The organism is Leisingera sp. CC-HEC096, assembly GCF_059429235.1.
Map to the genome: position 1 here is coordinate 3338344 of NZ_JCAIJS010000001.1, position 16266 is coordinate 3354609.

Annotated in this window: 14 protein-coding genes and 1 pseudogene; 11 read left to right on the forward strand and 4 right to left on the reverse strand. The window is 62.8% G+C overall.

From position 1 onward, the window contains the following. The first annotated feature begins 1 nt into the window (after position 1). Together AC5STI_RS16120 and AC5STI_RS16125 are read left to right on the forward strand one after the other, a co-directional pair. Positions 2–556, forward strand: a complete 555-nt coding sequence (locus AC5STI_RS16120; RefSeq protein WP_495447355.1) for a TniQ family protein — start codon at positions 2–4, stop codon at positions 554–556. A gap of 30 nt (positions 557–586) precedes the next feature. Beyond that, positions 587–1746, forward strand: a protein-coding gene (locus AC5STI_RS16125; protein ID WP_495445279.1) for an IS3 family transposase whose coding sequence is annotated in 2 segments (ribosomal slippage) — positions 587–845 and positions 845–1746 — 1161 coding nt in all. Because the reading frame shifts where the segments join, the coding sequence is not laid out codon by codon here. 26 nt (positions 1747–1772) lie between these two features. On the opposite strand, the pseudogene AC5STI_RS16130 reads toward AC5STI_RS16125, so the two are convergent. Further along, a pseudogene (locus AC5STI_RS16130) lies at positions 1773–2522 on the reverse strand (recombinase family protein); the annotation flags it as partial. Between the two features lie 88 nt (positions 2523–2610). Between AC5STI_RS16130 and AC5STI_RS16135 the strand changes: the two are divergent. Together AC5STI_RS16135 and AC5STI_RS16140 are read left to right on the forward strand one after the other, a co-directional pair. Beyond that, positions 2611–2979, forward strand: coding sequence for an XRE family transcriptional regulator (locus AC5STI_RS16135; RefSeq protein ID WP_495447356.1), 369 nt, complete (start codon positions 2611–2613; stop codon positions 2977–2979). 252 nt (positions 2980–3231) lie between these two features. Beyond that, a complete protein-coding gene (locus AC5STI_RS16140) occupies positions 3232–3381 on the forward strand; it encodes a hypothetical protein (RefSeq protein ID WP_495447357.1) in 150 nt (49 codons plus the stop codon). A 204-nt stretch (positions 3382–3585) separates the two neighbouring features. Here the strand turns inward: AC5STI_RS16140 and AC5STI_RS16145 are convergent, their stop codons facing one another. Continuing rightward, positions 3586–5154: an SGNH/GDSL hydrolase family protein gene (locus tag AC5STI_RS16145; RefSeq protein WP_495447358.1), complete on the reverse strand. Its 1569-nt coding sequence runs from the start codon at positions 5152–5154 to the stop codon at positions 3586–3588. A 232-nt stretch (positions 5155–5386) separates the two neighbouring features. Further along, entirely contained in the window at positions 5387–6724 is a 1338-nt protein-coding gene (locus AC5STI_RS16150; protein ID WP_495447359.1) for an aminotransferase-like domain-containing protein, read from the reverse strand. Positions 6725–6812: 88 nt separating this feature from the next. On the opposite strand from AC5STI_RS16150, the gene AC5STI_RS16155 reads away from it, so the two are divergent. Further along, the gene (locus AC5STI_RS16155; RefSeq protein WP_495447360.1) at positions 6813–8006 is read left to right on the forward strand and encodes an MFS transporter; all 1194 of its coding nucleotides are present in this window, start codon (positions 6813–6815) and stop codon (positions 8004–8006) included. 33 nt (positions 8007–8039) lie between these two features. Here AC5STI_RS16155 and AC5STI_RS16160 read toward each other — a convergent pair whose 3' ends face one another. Next, positions 8040–8933 carry a LysR substrate-binding domain-containing protein gene (locus AC5STI_RS16160; protein ID WP_495447361.1) on the reverse strand — a complete coding sequence of 298 codons (894 nt, stop codon included), beginning with the start codon at positions 8931–8933 and terminating at the stop codon, positions 8040–8042. A gap of 112 nt (positions 8934–9045) precedes the next feature. Between AC5STI_RS16160 and AC5STI_RS16165 the strand changes: the two genes are divergently transcribed. The 6 genes from AC5STI_RS16165 to AC5STI_RS16190 all read left to right on the forward strand — a co-directional run bounded on the left by AC5STI_RS16165 (position 9046) and on the right by AC5STI_RS16190 (position 16262). Next, positions 9046–10311 (forward strand): 2-methylserine hydroxymethyltransferase, encoded by a 1266-nt coding sequence (locus tag AC5STI_RS16165; protein ID WP_495447362.1) that lies wholly within the window; start codon positions 9046–9048, stop codon positions 10309–10311. 274 nt (positions 10312–10585) lie between these two features. After that, positions 10586–12148, forward strand: coding sequence for an ABC transporter substrate-binding protein (locus tag AC5STI_RS16170; RefSeq protein WP_495447363.1), 1563 nt, complete (start codon positions 10586–10588; stop codon positions 12146–12148). Between the two features lie 146 nt (positions 12149–12294). After that, positions 12295–13275, forward strand: coding sequence for an ABC transporter permease (locus tag AC5STI_RS16175; protein WP_475049392.1), 981 nt, complete (start codon positions 12295–12297; stop codon positions 13273–13275). Beyond that, positions 13272–14222: an ABC transporter permease gene (locus AC5STI_RS16180; RefSeq protein ID WP_475049394.1), complete on the forward strand. Its 951-nt coding sequence runs from the start codon at positions 13272–13274 to the stop codon at positions 14220–14222. The genes AC5STI_RS16175 and AC5STI_RS16180 overlap by 4 nt, the downstream gene beginning before the upstream one ends. A 4-nt stretch (positions 14223–14226) precedes the next feature. Next, positions 14227–15222, forward strand: a complete 996-nt coding sequence (locus tag AC5STI_RS16185; protein ID WP_475049395.1) for an ABC transporter ATP-binding protein — start codon at positions 14227–14229, stop codon at positions 15220–15222. Beyond that, positions 15219–16262 (forward strand): ABC transporter ATP-binding protein, encoded by a 1044-nt coding sequence (locus tag AC5STI_RS16190; protein ID WP_495447364.1) that lies wholly within the window; start codon positions 15219–15221, stop codon positions 16260–16262. The genes AC5STI_RS16185 and AC5STI_RS16190 overlap by 4 nt, the downstream gene beginning before the upstream one ends. Positions 16263–16266 lie beyond the last annotated feature (4 nt).

Below are 16266 nucleotides of genomic sequence, written 5' to 3' on the forward strand. Positions count from 1 at the left end.
GATGTCCAGGCTCGCTCTATCGCTTCCATTGCAGCAACTGGAAACGCCAGCCTCGTTAGTTGCGAGGCTGGCACGCCGCAACATGACCAATCCACGCGACTTCTGCTCTGATCTTGGTATGAAATGGCCGCATATTTGCTCAGCTCACAGCGATCAGCTAGAGCGGCTCGCCAGCCTTTCCGGATCGGAGTTAAAGGAACTAAAGCTGACTGGCGCAGCCTTGCTCGCGCAAAGCCGGTATCAAGTAGGGCATTCGCAAGCGACCACCGGCACGTTTCGGCGAGCCGTGACGCGGATCTGCCCAAGGTGTACCCAGGAAGCAGTGGAAAGGGACGGGCCGACAGGCCCGTTTCAAAAACTGGAATGGCTTCTCCTCTGTGTTGGGGTTTGCCGGAAGCACAATGTTCCTTTGCTGCAGCTTCCGAATGCGCACCACGCGCATGTAACCTACGACGTAGTTGCACGTGTCTTTGCGCATCTCCCTGAGATCCAGCGGGCCAGCGAAGAGGCTGCACACACTGACCTGCCCCCCGCAAAATCCCTCACCATGAAGTAGAGTCTGCCCAACCTATGTAGGAGCAGACGAATGCGTAAGAGCCGTTTCACCGAGGCGCAAATCATTGGGATGATCAAAGAGCAGGAAGCCGGGATGCCGACAGCAGAGGTGTGCCGACGGCACGGCCTGAGCCCGGCGACCTTTTACAAGCTGAAGTCCAAATATGGCGGCATGGAGGTTACGGAGGCCGCGCGGCTGAAGGCGCTGGAAGATGAGAATGCCAAGCTGAAGCGGCTGCTGGCAGACACGATGCTCGACAACGTGGTTTTGAAAGACCTGCTGGGAAAAAGCTGACGACACCGAAAGAGCGGCGAGAGGCAGCGCTCACTGCGATGCGGGATCACGGCATCTCGCAGCGCAGGGCCTGCCGGCTTGTCGGTGTCGACCCCAAGACGGTCCGGCGCGAACGCCCGCCCGACCATCCCGAGATCCGCCAGGAGATGAAAGAGATCGCTGGCAAACGCCGCCGGTTCGGCTACCGGCGGATCGGCGTGCTGCTTGAGCGCAAAGGCATGATCATGAACCACAAGAAACTCTACCGGCTCTACCGCGAAGAAGGCCTTGCGGTAAGGAGGCGGCGGGGCCGCAAGCGTGCCCGGGGCTCGCGAACGCCGATGCCTGAAGCCACGCAGCCCAACCAGCGCTGGTCCCTGGACTTCCTGGCGGATAGCTTCGGCGCGTCGCGGAAATTCCGCATCCTGGCCGTGAATGATGACTGCTGCCGGGAAAACCTGTGCCTGGCCGCGGACACCAGCATTTCAGGAGAGCGCGTTGCCCGGGAGCTGGACGCGCTCGTCCGGATCTACGGGAAACCCGCTTGCATTGTCAGCGACAACGGCACGGAATTCACCAGCCGGGCAATCCTGAAATGGGCCGACAGGAACGGCGTGGATTGGCATTACATCGACCCCGGAAAACCGCAGCAGAATGCCTTCATCGAGTCGTTCAACGGCAGCCTGCGGGACGAGCTTCTCAATGAAGAGCTGTTCGATACCCTGGACGATGCCCGCCGCAAGCTGGCGCTGTGGCGCTACGATTACAACAACGTCAGGCCCCACTCTTCGCTGGGGAACAGAACGCCAAAGCAAGCGCGGCAGGCGCTTGAGCTATTTGAGGGTTCCGCGCCCGCCGCGCTTGCCAAGCCCGAAACCGACGACTACCAAAATCAAACCCGCAGACTCTCCTCATGAGCGAGGGACCAGCGGGGGGCAGGTCAGCGGCCCAGATCAGTTCTGATACCGCGCGCGTTCAGATCTGCTGCGATTTCGCTTTCGGACCGGCTGTGATCCACGAAGCTCCGGAATATCTGATTTACGATGGCGACTTCTTCTTCAGGCCCCGGCACCAGAGTCACACGGTCTGTTTGGATGCTCTTGTGCTCACCGCGCTCCAAAATCCCCTTCCGGCGGCCGCTTTCATCAATCAGCATGCGCCGCAGGCCGAAGCCAGGCGCGCCCCCCTGGCGGAAACCGAGTTCAATCAGACGGCTCTGACCGGCAAAGACCTTTTGCGAAAGTTCTCTGCTGTACTCGCCGGCCATCGCCCGTTTGACACCTTTGACGATGGTTGAAACAGGGCTGCCGTCGTTTTCGAACTGCTCAGCGCAGTATTCCACCGCTATGCCTGCCCGCTTGCAGATATATTCGTAGTAAGCACTCTCATCAGCGTCCTGGAAACGGCCCCAGCGGCTGACGTCATACACAAGCACAGTCCTGAAATTCGCCTGGCCAGCTTCGATGTCTTCGATCAGACGGGTCAGGCCTGTACGGCCTTCGATGCGCAAACCGCTTTTGCCCGCATCCGAATAGGTTCTCACGATTTGATAGCCGCGCTCATCAGCGTAACGTGCGATTGCATCCGACTGGTTTTCGGTCGAGTAGCGCTGATGCTCAGTCGACATGCGAACATATTGTGCAGCAGTTTTGAGCCGTCTGTCCCTGTTGCGGTCGTCGTTTGGCCAACTCAATGCTCTGGCCCTCCGTTTCTCAAGTTCGCAAATCTGCGCAAATGATCCGCGATTCCTTCCCCAGTTGTAGCGGCAGAGGACCGGAAACATGTTTCATAAAACGGGCAACACGTTTCATCGGACGGGCCAAGGGGCAGTTTCTTCGGCAGAGTACCGGGAGGCAATCAGCACTGCATTGTCTCAAGAATTGGGTGGTGCGGGCCGGGCTGCCAAAACCATGATCAGATGGACAGATGTGAGCGAACGTACTGCAAAGAACTGGATATCGGGTTCATACGGGCCGGCAGGCGAACACCTGATCGAACTGATGAGGCATTCAGATACTGTCCTCGCCGTGGTTCTGGAACTTGCAGGACGGAAAGAGGCTCTTTCCTCGGAGCGCATCAAGCTTGTCAGGCAAGAACTGGCAGACGTTCTGAGCAGCTTGGATGAGATTTGCGGGCCCAGCGAAACTTAAACCGCAACTCTGGAAGCCAATGGAAACCGAACCAGCGCCTTGCTCAATGGAAAAGCTATGAGTCGCAAAAGGTAACTCTGCTGCGTCGCCTGAAAATATTTCCCTTTAAAATCAATCTGCAAAGTTCTCCAAAAAGGAAAAACTATGTGTCGCCCGACATCACCTGCCCGATGAAAAATGCTCTGCCATTTGAGGCAGCCTCTTTCGTTTTTTAGTGTGTCCAGCATTTCCGCTCGCGCCTCCGTTCGGCCAGTGGCAAAGCAGGGTGAGCTCCACCGCATTGAGACTCCGGTCTTTACCTCGGCCGGCTTCTCGTCGGGCTTTGACCTGGCTCTGGAAATCCTTCGCCGGGATCACGGATCGGCCGTCGCGTTTCAGGCGGCGCAGGAACTGGTGGTGTAGCTCAAGCGCAGCGGCGGGCAAAACCAGTTTGCCGACATTCTTGAGGCGCAGTTCGCCGAAGACAAAGAACTGTCGCGTCTGATCTCGGCGCTGAACAGCAATCCGGGCAGCGATTGAACGTTTGACCGCCTGGCCGTTGTTTCGGGCAAGCGGAACAGCCCGAACGCCGCGCCGCCCGCTTGACAACCCGCCCCGGATGCGCAGTCAAACCAGCAGCGCGTCATCCGGCAGCGGGGCTGAGACCGCTCCCCAGCTATCGGCCGCCGCGAACCAGTCAAAACCGCCAAGCTCCGCAGCCATGCTGCCGCGGCCGTCAATGGCGCGGATGAACTCGACACCGAAAACGGCGATGCCGAGGCTGGCCAGAACACCGTCCGTATCACCGGACGCGAAGGCTGCATAGTTTGCTTCCTCCAGCACAAGGTAGAGCGTGTCCGACCCCGATCCGCCCCGGAAAGTGCCGGCCGAAGGGCCGCCGCCGGCCAGTGCGGTTTCGGTGAAAACGAAGGTGTCGTCGCCCCTGCCGCCAAAGGCCAAATCGTTTCCCCTTCCGTCCGCGATCACGTCGTCGCCTGCACCGCCGCGCAGCTCGTCATTGCCGTCTCCGCCGCTGATGATGTCGTCGTCGCGGTTGCCTTTCACGGTGTCGTCGCCGCTGCCGCCAAGAAGAACGTCGCTGCCCCTGTTGCCCTGGATGACATCGTTTCCGGTGCCGCCGATCACGGCATCGCTGCCGCCGCCGGCCTTGATGGTGTCATCACCGCCGAGCGCAAAGATTGCGTTGGCCTTGGCTCCCCACCCCTTGTCTGTTGCGCCGCCGTCCAGCAGCGCGGTCCTGCCGCCGCCCATGACAAATTCGCTGTAGGCGCCCCAGAGCTGATGCGCGGTCTCAGCCGGGTGGATCCCGTCCCACGCCAGAACCTGATCGCTGTCAAAGGCGCTGCCGTCGATCAGGAAATCCGTCCGCTCCGCAAGAATCCCGAAGCCTGCCGGGTCCTCGGTAAGGGCCTCCGAGACCGCAAAGAGGTCAACCGCCCGGGCGTCGGTCCCGGCATCGCGCAGATCGGAAATACTGGCGGCAATCATGCCATTGTAGGTGTCGATGAGGAGATCGGCAAAGCCGGTGTACAGAGGGGAGAGCGTGTCGAATTCCGGGTAAAAACCTGCCCGCGGCTGGGTAGCCAGGAACACTGTCCCGACTCCCGTGGCGCTGAGGGTGTTTGCCGCGGCGGTTATCTGTGCGATCAGGCCTTCCATCACCGGCGTCGCCAAGGCCAGGAATTCGGCCGGGGTGGTGATCTGCTGATCCTGGACCGTGCCCAGCAGGCTGATGAAATCATTTCCCCCGATCAAGAGGAACGCCGCCGAATCCGCCGGCACGCCGCCGGAGGTATCTTCCGCGAAATCCGATATCTGGGCTTCGAGGTCTATCATGTCTGCAAGGAAACCGTCACCCAATGCCGTGGCCGTTGCGAAGGCGTAATTCACAGCCTCAAACCCGCCCAGAGCGGCGGCATAGCTGGCATGGGTCAGCGCATTGGTCACGGCGCCTTCGGGGCCGATTTCGTCATAGCTGCCGATCACAGTTTGCCTGGCCTCGATCTTGGCCTGGGCGCGCAGGGCGTCCAGCTCCTCCGGCGACGGGAAACCGCCAAAATCAAGGATCAGACCGGCCAGGATGACCGGCTCGATCACCGAGGCCAGAAGGTCCACTGCATTGCCTTCGTCGGTCAGACTGTCGCCGAAGTAGTAGACACGTGAAAACGGGGTCATAACCATGCACTCCCGGCGCCGCCGGGGCTGCGCCCGCTATCGTTAACCTGAAACAAGGCAGAGGCGCGGCCGTCCCTGTGACGTGCGAATCCGGTTTCGCTGTCCACGCGCGTTCCGTTCTTTATGCTGCCATTGCGGGCCATTCAAAGCAAGGTTTTCGGATTGGAGAGGCCCGCAGGACCGGCGCGTGCTTAACGTAAGTCACCTTGGCCAAGATGGCAGGCGGCGGCCGTCAGCCAGCCGGGGCTTGGGTGCGCACCGCCTCCCGCACCGTTTGCAGTATGGCTTCCAGGTCAGACTTGGACACGCCGCCGAAGGCCAGCCGCAAGGCCTGGGGAGCCGCTGCGGCGGTTGCAAACGGTTCGGCTCCGGAGACGGAGATTTGCTGCTCCTTCAGCCGTGTCACGATGGGCTGGGCGCGCACGCCTTTTTCAAGCGGCAGCCAGGCAAAGCCCGCGTTGCGGTGCGAAACAATGGGCAGGTCTGCAAAGACGCGCCGGCAAATGGCTTGGCGCTCTTCCCCGTCGCGCCTGCGGTTTTCTTCGGACTGCTTCAGCGTGCCATCTTCGATCCAGCCGGTCACCAGTGCGGAAATCAGCGCCGGGGCGTTCCAGGTCGTGGCGCGTATCACCTCCAGCAGCGGTGCGGTATGCGCAGGCGGCGCGATCACATACCCCAGCCGCAGCCCCGTCGCGAGGTTCTTGGAAAACCCGCCGATGTACACGGTCCTGTCCGGTGCAAGCGCCAGAAAGCTTGGCGGCGGGTCAGGCTCCAGAAACGCATAGGCGGCATCTTCGATAATGAGGAGATCATGGCGCTGGGCAACGGCGAGCAGGCGGTGGCGGGTTGGCTCATCCATGACCGCCCCAAGCGGGCTTTGGACCGTCGGCATCAGATAGACTGCGCGGATCCTGCGCAGGCCGCATTGCCTGTCCAGGTCCTCCGGGTCCATGACACCCTGCGGCGCGCTGACCGGCACCAGCTCAAGGCTGCGAAGGGCTGCGGCGGATTTGAAACCGGGGTAGGTGAGGGCATCGGCGGCAATGGCATCGCCGTGCCCGAACAAACCCAGGCAGACGGCGGCCAGGCCGTGCTGGCTGCCTGACGTGACCAGCAGCTGTTCCGGGCTGATTGGGCCGTGAAGCGGGGAGAAATGTCCGGCAATGATGCGCCGCTCATGCATCCGTCCGCCGTGGGGCTGGTAGCGCAGCATCGCTTCCAGATCACCCGCCGCTGCCAGACGCCGCAGCCCGGTGCGCAGCATGGCGGCGTCGGCAGCCTCCCCCGGCATGTTGAACACGAGGTCTGTGACGCCTTCGGCCGCGGTCTGGTGAACGCCAAGCGTCATTGGCAGGCCGGGGTCCCGCACAAAGGTCCCGCGTCCCGCCTCGCCGGTGACCAGCCCCCTGTGCTCAAGCTCCTTGTAGACGCGCGTCGCGGTGGCCAGGGCGACACCGGATGCCTCGGCAAAGGCCCGGTGCGTCGGCAGCCTGGAGCCGGGCGCCAGTTTGCCTTCCCGGATAGCTTTGGAAAGCAGGTCGGCAAGCTGCGTGTACCTGGATTTGCTCATCGGATCGCTGTCATTAGTACAATAGAAAAATTGTCATGGGTTGAGCCTCGTGGCATCCCGGTCTCAAGTCAACCTTGAGGTTTGTTCCATGCCCCGTGTCCTCTCCGCGCCCTTACTGGCCCTGTGCCTGTTCACGGTGACCTTTGCCGTCAATCTTCAGGCCCCGCTGTACGAGGTCTACGCGGCCGGCAGAGCGTTCGGAGCGACGGCGGTGACGGTTGCGTTTGCGGCATACGTTGCAGGGCTGATGCCGGCCTTGCTGCTGCTTGGCGGGCTGTCGGACCGGATCGGGCGCCGTGTTCCCGTGGCGCTGGCGCTGCTTTTCGGATTTACAGCCACCGCGCTGCTGGTCGTGGCCCCGGGCTGGAGCAGCCTGATTGCCGCACGGTTCCTGCTGGGCGCAGGGACAGCTCTGGCGACGACCGCCGGGACCGCCTGGATGACAGAGATCCTTGGCACAGACCGGGCCCGGACTGCAGCTCTGATAGTAACCTCGGCCACGTCACTGGGCTTTGGCGGCGGCGCGCTTGCCACCGGTGTCAGCCTGGCGGTTCAAGGGGCGGTGCTTGTCCCGGTCAGCTATGCCGTCCTGCTGGCCGCCGCGCCGGTCCTGGCCGCGCTGATTTTCGCGCTGCCGCTGGCGGACCGGAGGCAAACGGTCACTGTGCTGCGCTTGCCGGTGTTTCCGTCCGGCACCTGGGTCTATGGGGCCGCAATGGCGCTGGCGTGGTCCGCGACCGGCATGACCATTGCAGTGGTGCCGCTGCAACTGGCGGCGCATGGGCTGGGAGGCTGGACCGGGCTGGTGATCTTCCTGGCGATTTTCGCGGGTTTCCTGTGCCAGCCCATTGCCCGGCGCATGACCAACAGCCAGGCGCTTGGCGCCGGATTTCTCCTGGTGCCGCTTGGGTTCCTGGTGCTGCTGGCGGGGGTGTGGCTTCAGGCGCTTATCCTTGTGCTGGCCGGAACCTGCACCACGAGCGCGGCAAGCTACGGGTTCACCTACCTGGCGTCCCTGGCAGAGGTGCCGGCGCGCGCGCCGGAGGACCGCGCCCGCGCCACGGCGGGCCTTTTCGTCTACGCCTATTGCGGGTTCTCGCTGCCGGTCATCGCCAGCGGAGCCTTGGCGGACATGCTGGGGCTATTGCCTGCGCTGGCCATCTTCGCCGCTGCGCTGGTGGCGGCAGCGGTGATGATCGCTGGCGTCTGGAGGCGGCAGTCCGGACCGCGCCACGGCAGCTTGGGCGTTTTCCGATTGAGCAGTATTTTCACTGGTTCCTGAGCGAGAACAGGCCGGAATCGCAGAAATAAGCATTCAGGAGCCGCCGGAGCCTTCGAACAGGACCTGGCGCAGCGGTTCATACGCTGGCGAGCGGGCGAACGCCGGTGTGAACCGGGCGACGATCCTAGCCTCCAGTTCAAGGGTTGCAGGGAACGGGCGCGCCAGTTCGCCGCTGGCAAGCAGCGGCTGCACCAGCGCCTCGTGGGCGATCAGAACGCCGCCGCCGTGGCGGGCTTCTTCGAGCGCGACCGAGAACAGGGAATGCACAACACCGGTCCGGCTGATTGAGCCGCCGCCGGGCTGGGCATTCAGCCACATATCCCAGTCGTTGGCCCAGGCGCCGTCATGCAGAAGAGTCTCATGGTTCAAGTCCGAAAGCGACGTGAGCCGGGCGGCAATCTCCGGCGCACAGACCGGAAAGATCCGGTCATTGCAGACTTCGATTTCGTCATCGCCCAACGGGGCTGAGCTGTAGAACAGGGTCAGATCAAAAGGTTCGCGCGCCAGGTTCGGCGGGGCTTCCATCGCCACCACAGAAACCGAGATTTCAGGCGCTGACTTGCGCAGCTGCCGCAGCCGCGGCGGCAGCCAGAGCTGGGCGATGGAGGGGAGGGCGGCAACCTTGACCTTGCCCGGCGCTGCTTTGGTCCGCAGCGCCTGCACCGCCAGCCCAAGCTGGTCGAACGCCCGCGTGAAGCCGGGCGCCAGCTCCTCCGCCAGCGGTGTCAGCGCCACGCCGCGGGCATGGCGGCGGAACAGCGGTGCCCCGGCCCATTCTTCCAAAGACTTGATGTGCTGGGTGACTGCGCCCGGTGTCACCGACAATTCCTCAGCGGCGGCGGTGAAGCTGCCCAGCCGGGCGGCGGCCTCAAACGCGCGCAGCGCGTTCAGATGCGGGCCCTTGGGGCGGAGCGGGGCAATGGCCATGCGTTTGAGCCTTAGTTTTTCTACGCGAAAATAATAGCAATACTGATTTGCTGTGAACAGGGCCGGCCCCGCATTCTGAAGCCAGTTGAACAGCAGATGCGGAGGAGCCACGATGCTGCAGCATTTCACCCGAACCGTCACCGTTGCGGACCCGCTGGTGGCCGAAGCGCTGGCTGGCGAGAAAGCGCGCCAGCAGGACCAGATCGAGCTGATCGCGTCGGAGAACATCGTCAGCCGGGCAGTGCTGGACGCGCTGGGCCACGAAATGACAAACAAGACGCTGGAAGGCTACCCCGGCAACCGCTTTCACGGCGGCGGGCGTTTTGTCGATGTGGTGGAAGAGGCCGCCATCGAGCGCGCCAAACAACTGTTCAATTGCGGCTACGCCAATGTGCAGCCGCATTCCGGCAGCCAGGCCAATCTGGCGGTGTTCTTCCTGCTTCTGAAGCCAGGCGACAAGGTGCTGTCGCTGGATCTCGCTGCAGGCGGCCATCTGAGCCACGGGCTGAGGGCGAACCTGTCGGGCCGCTGGTTCGAGCCGCATCACTATGGCGTCGATGCGGAGAGCGAGGTCATCGACTATGACGCGCTTGAGAAACAGGCCGAACAGCTCCGCCCGCGGCTGATCATCGCCGGCGGTTCGGCCTACCCGCGGGTGATCGATTTCGAGCGCATGGGGACAATCGCCAAGAAGGCCGGTGCCTGGCTACACGTCGATATGGCGCATATCGCGGGACTGGTGGCCGCGGGCGGGCACCCGTCGCCCTTTCCCCATGCGGACATCGTGACCTGCACCACGACCAAGACCCTGCGCGGCCCGCGCGGCGGGCTGATCCTGACCAACAACCAGGACTGGTTTCACAAGCTGCAATCTGCGGTGTTTCCGGGCGTCCAGGGCTCGATCCACAGCCAGGTACTGGCGGCCAAGGCGGTGTGCCTGGGCGAGGCACTGACGGATGAGTTCAAAGCCTACGCACGGCAGGTGAAGGCGAACGCAGCCACGCTGGCGGCGGTGCTGCAAACGCGCGGGCTGCGGATCGTCTCTGGCGGGACCGATACCCATCTGGTGCTGGTGGACCTCAGCCCCAAAGGGATCACCGGCAAGCGGGCGGAGGCGGTTCTGGAACAGGCCGGCATCACCGCCAATAAGAACGCCATCCCGAACGACAGCCCGCGGCCGCCGGAATGGGTTGGCCTGCGGCTGGGCTCCGGGGCTGCCACCACGCGCGGCATGAAGGAAGCCGAGTTCGAGGCGCTGGGGCACATGATCGCGGACCTGGTGGACGCGGAAGCGGCCGGGGATGCACAGGCCGCCGTGGGGCGCTGCAAGACCAAGGCTGCCGCGCTTTGCGCCGCGTTCCCGGCAGGCTGCGGCTAACCTTGATGCTCAGAACGGCAGGTCTGGTGATGGCCTGCCGTACCCCGGCCTGCGGCGGTTTTGCCCGCGTCAAAGACTTGTGCCAACGGGGCGCGCCGCGGAAGCTGCGCTGTCCGGCGGCTGGCCCGCCGCAGGTAAGTCGTTGCAAAGGTGCGGCTATTCCCTGAGCGCATAGCCCTGATGTGACTCCTGCATACCCTATGCGATATCGGCATTTCACAGCGCCCGCGCCGCAGGTTAGCGTTTGCGCCATAATCACAGGGGAGTATGCCTAATGACGAAATTTGTCAGAAGCCTGGCGGCTGCTGCGGTGGTGGCGATGGCACCGGTTGCCTATGCCGAAACCACCGTGCGCGTTGCCTATGACGCTGACCCGGTCTCGCTGGACCCGCACGAGCAGCTGTCCGGCGGCACGCTGCAGCTGTCGCACATGGTCTTTGACCCGCTGGTGCGCTGGACCCAGGACCTGCAGTTCGAGCCGCGCCTGGCCGAAAGCTGGGAGCAGATCGACGGCACCACCATGCGTTTCAAACTGCGCAGCGGCGTGACCTTCCACAGCGGCAACCCGCTGACCGCCAAGGACGTCGACTGGACCTTCGACCGTCTCAAGCAGAGTGACGATTTCAAGGGCATCTTCGCTCCCTTCACCGATGTCGAAGTCGTTGACGACATGACCTTCGACCTCAAGACCTCGGAGCCCTATCCGCTGGTCCTGCACACCGCGACCTACATCTTCCCGATGGACAGCGCCTTCTATTCCGGCACCACCGCTGACGGCAAGGACAAGGCCGAAGTGGTCAAGCACGGCGACAGCTTTGCCTCCCGCAATGTCTCCGGCACCGGCCCGTTCATCGTGTCCGAGCGTGAGCAGGGCGTGCGCGTCGTGTTCGACCGCTATGCCGATTACTGGGACAGCGAAAGCGGCGGCAATGTCGACAAGATCGTGCTGACCCCGATCAAGGAAGACCCGACCCGCGTTGCAGCGCTGCTGTCCGGCGACGTGGACTTCATCGCGCCGGTTCCGCCGACCGATCTGAAGCGCGTGGAAGAGGCTGAGGGCGTTGACCTGATCACCATGCCCGGCACCCGGATCATCACCTTCCAAATGAACCAGGACCGCGTCGAAGCGTTCAAGGACGCGCGCGTCCGTCAGGCGATCGACTATGCCGTGAACAACGCAGGCATCGTTGACCGCATCATGCGCGGCTTCGGCACCGTTGGCGCACAGGCCAGCCCGGCAGGCTACCTCGGCTATGACGAGGCGCTGACACCGCGTTTCGACGTGGAGAAAGCCAAGGCGCTGATGGCTGAAGCAGGCTATGCCGATGGTTTCTCGATCACCATGATGGCGCCGAACAACCGCTATGTGAACGACGACAAGATCGCCCAGGCGGTGGCTTCGATGCTGTCCAAGATCAACATCAAGGTTGACCTGCAGACCATGCCCAAGGCGCAGTACTGGCCGGCGTTCGACGAGCGCGCAGCAGACATGATGATGATCGGCTGGCACGCGGATACTGAAGATTCCGCCAACTTCCATCAGTTCCTGACCGCCTGCCCGGACGAAGCAACCGGCAACGGCCAGTACAACTCCGGCAACTACTGCAACGAAGAAGCCGACAAGCTGATGAACCAGGCCAACGCGGAAACCGATCCGGACAAGCGTGCGGAGCTGCTGCAGAAGCTGGAAGGCATCCTGTACGAAGAGGCCGCCTTTATCCCGCTGCACTGGCAGAACCTGGCATGGGGCGCCAAGTCCGGCATGAACGCGGCAGAGATCGTGAACGCGCTGAACTTCCCCTACTTCGGTGACCTGGTTGTCGAGACCGGCAGCTAAGCCACTGAACAGACCCGGGCCGGTCTCCCCCGGCCGGCCCGGGACACCCCCATAACAAGCGGCTGCCAAGGCCGCGATTGCAGGCGCTGCGGAACCCTTGGGACCTGCGTCCTGTGCTGTAACCGAACTCTACAAAGGTCAGGAAGATGTTTGCCTATCTCGCAAAGCGAGTGATTCAGGCGATTGCGGTGATGTTCGTCATCTCGCTGATTGCTTTTGCCATCCAGGGCAACCTGGGCGACCCGCTGCGCGAGCTGGTCGGCCAGTCGGTCTCAGAAGAAGTGCGCCAGCAGCTGCGCGATGAGCTGGGGCTGAACGACAGCTTCGTGACCCAGTACCTGCGGTTTGCGGGCAATGCCCTGCAGGGCGACCTGGGCACCTCTTATTTCTTCAAGGAGCCGGCACTGGACGTGATCCTGAAGAAACTGCCCGCGACGCTGGAGCTGGTGTTCGGCGCGACGCTGATCATCGTCGGCTTCTCGGTGCCGCTGGGCGTCTATACCGCGATCAAGCCCGACAGTATCCTGAGCCGCATCATTATGGGCCTGTCGATTGTCGGAATCTCGATCCCGGTGTTCCTGACCGCCATCCTGATGATCTTTGTGTTTTCGGTGGAATACGGCTGGTTCCCCTCCTACGGGCGCGGCGACACCGTGCATGTCTGGGGCTACTGGGAGACCAACTTTGCCACCGCCGACGGCTGGATGCACATCATTCTGCCCTCCTTTGCGCTGGCGTCGATCATGCTGCCGCTGTTCGTCCGCCTGATCCGGGCCGAGATGATGGAAGTGCTGCAGTCGGAATACGTGAAATACGCCAAGGCCAAGGGCATCAACCCGTGGCGCATCTACTTTGTCCACGCGCTGAAGAACACTCTGCTGCCGGTGATCACAGTGGGCGGCGTGCAGATCGGCACCATGGTGGCCTACACCATCCTGACCGAGACGGTGTTCCAGTGGCCGGGCATGGGCTTCATGTTCCTTGAGGCGGTGAACCGCGTCGATACCCCGTTGATCGTGGCTTACCTGATCGTCGTCGGCTTCATCTTTGTGGTCACCAACACCATCGTCGACCTGATCTATGGCCTGGTGAACCCGACCGTGAATATTGCGAGGATGGGCGCATGAGCACCGAAACGCTGAATCCGAAATCCGAACCTTCGCGCTGGTCCAAGGCCTGGAATTCCAACATGGGCTACAGCTTCCGCCGCAATCCGGTGGCGGTGGTCAGCATGATCGTCTTCCTGCTGATTGCGGCTGCGTCTTTCCTGGCGCCGGTGATCGCGCCCTATGATCCCTATGATCCGGGGTCCATTGATATCATGAACTCGGAATACCCGCCGGTCTGGATCGACGGCGCGCTGCCGGAATTCATGCTGGGCACCGACGACCAGGGCCGCGACCTGTGGTCCACCATCCTGTACGGCACCCGCCTGTCGCTGCTGATCGGCATCTGCGCGGTTGCACTGCAGGCGTTCCTGGGCATCTCGATCGGGCTGCTGGCCGGCTATGTCGGCGGCCGCCTGGACAGCCTGCTGATGCGGCTGGCCGATATCCAGCTGTCGTTCTCGACCCTGATGGTGGCGATCATTTTCCTGGCGGTCACGCAGGCGATGTTCGGCTCTGACACCTTTAACCGCTATGCCGTTGTCTTTCTGATTGCGGTGATCGGGGTGGCGGAATGGCCGCAATACGCCCGTACCGTGCGCGCCACCGTGCTGGCCGAGAAGAAAAAGGAATATGTCGACAGCGCCCGGGTGCTGGGCTTTGGCCCGATGCGCATCATGGTGCGGCACATCCTGCCGAACTCGCTGTCGCCGATCTTCGTGATCTCCACCGTGCAGGTCGCCAACGCGATCATCTCGGAGGCCTCGCTCAGCTTCCTGGGGCTGGGCATGCCGCCGAGCCAGCCGTCGCTGGGCTCGCTGATCTCTTCCGGCTTCGACTACATCTTTTCCGGCAGCTGGTGGATCACCGCCATTCCGGGCGTGGTGCTGGTGGTGCTGGTCCTTGTCATCAACCTGCTGGGCGACTGGATGCGCGACGTCCTGAACCCGAAACTCTACAAGGGGTAACGCGATGAGCCTTCTTTCCGTTCGCGACCTCACCGTGAAATTCGCCATGCGCGACCAGACGGTTACCGCCCTCGACGGCATTTCTTTCGACCTGGCCAAGGGCGAGCGTCTGGGCATCGTCGGCGAAAGCGGCGCCGGCAAGTCGATCACCGGCTTCTCGCTGATGAACCTGCTGAGCCGCCCTGGCTACATCGACAGCGGCCAGATCCTGTTTGACGGCGAGGATGTCGTTCAAATGAACGACAAGCGCTTGCGCAACCTGCGCGGCAACCGGATGGCGATGATCTTCCAGGATCCGATGGTGACGCTGAATCCGGTGCTGACCATCGGCCAGCAGATGATCGAGACGCTGATGGCGCACCGCAAACTGAGCCGCGAGGAAGCGCGCCAGATCGCCATCGTCAAGCTGCGCGAAGTCTATATCCCGTCGCCGGAAGAGCGGCTGGAGCAATACCCGCACGAGCTGTCGGGCGGTATGCGCCAGCGGATCATCATTGCGATTGCACTGCTCTTGGACCCGCAGCTGATCATCGCGGACGAACCCACGACGGCGCTGGACGTGACCATTCAGGCCGACATCATGGAGCTGATGCTGGAGCTGTGCCAGTCCAATCAAGTGGGGCTGATCCTGATCACCCACGATCTGGGCGTGGTCAGCCAGATGACCGAGCGCACGCTTGTGATGTATGCGGGCCGCATCATCGAAGCAGGGCGCACCCGGGAAATCATCAATGATCCGCAGCACCCCTATACCCAAGGTCTGATCAACGCGCTGCCGCAGCAGACGGTGCCAGGCCAGCGGTTGAAGCAGATCCCCGGTAACATGCCGGGACTGGCCAGCATCCCCCAGGGCTGCGCCTTCAATCCGCGCTGCAAATACGCCACCGACCTGTGCCGCAGCCGGGTTCCGGAAGTCGTGCAATACGGCGAGGTTGCGGTGGCCTGCCACGAAGTACAGCGCCTGCACAGCGATGAAGACCGTCAGGAGGCACGGGCATGAAGGACGTAAACACTGACCGCCCGCTGCTGGAGATCAAGAACCTGGAAAAGCGGTTCGATCTCGATCATGGGTTCTTGGAGACCCTCAAGTTCAGGAAGGGCAAGATCGTGCGGGAAACCCGCTCGGTCCACGCGGTGAACAACATCTCGCTGAACGTCGGCCGCGGCGAAGCGCTGTGCGTGGTGGGCGAGTCGGGCTGCGGCAAGTCCACCGTCGCGCGCCTGGTTGCGGGCCTGCTGACCCCCACTGCGGGGGAGATTCACTATGACGGGCAGCGTATCGACGATCTGTCGCGCGGCGGTATGCAGCCCTTGCGCAAGAAGATCCAGATGATCTTCCAGAACCCCTATGCCTCGCTCAACCCGCGCATGACCATCCGGCAGGCGTTGGAAGAACCCGTGCGCCACCACAACCCCGGTGCCTCGGCGGCGGAGGTGCGGGACAAGGTGACCGAGGTGATGCTGTCGGTGGGTGTCGACCCCAGCTGGGCGAAGCGCTACCCGCATGAATTCTCCGGCGGCCAGCGCCAGCGGATCGCCATTGCCCGCGCCCTGACGGTGGATCCTGAATTCATCATCGCGGACGAGCCGATCAGCGCGCTGGACGTGTCGATCCAGGCGCAGGTGCTGAACCTGATGCTGGAGGCCAAGGAAAGCCGCGGTCTCACCTATCTGTTCATCACGCACGATCTGAGTGTTGTGGAGCATTTCGGCACCCGCGTCGCGGTTCTTTACCTCGGGTCGGTCTGCGAAGTTGCGGACACCGCGACATTGTTCTCCAACCCGAAACACCCTTATACTCGGGCCTTGCTGTCCGCGGTGCCGCAGCTGAAGGACGACCGGCCGAACCACATCCGCCTCAAGGGCGAGATCCCGACGCCGATCAACCTGCCGACAGGCTGCCCGTTCCAAAGCCGCTGCGCCTTTGCGGATGCACGATGCAAGAGTGAAAAGCCCAAAGCCATTCACCAGCCCGATGGCAGCCTTGTTGCCTGCCACGCTGTCGAGGAAGACAGGCTGGATGCGGTGGCCGCCGGCTAGGACG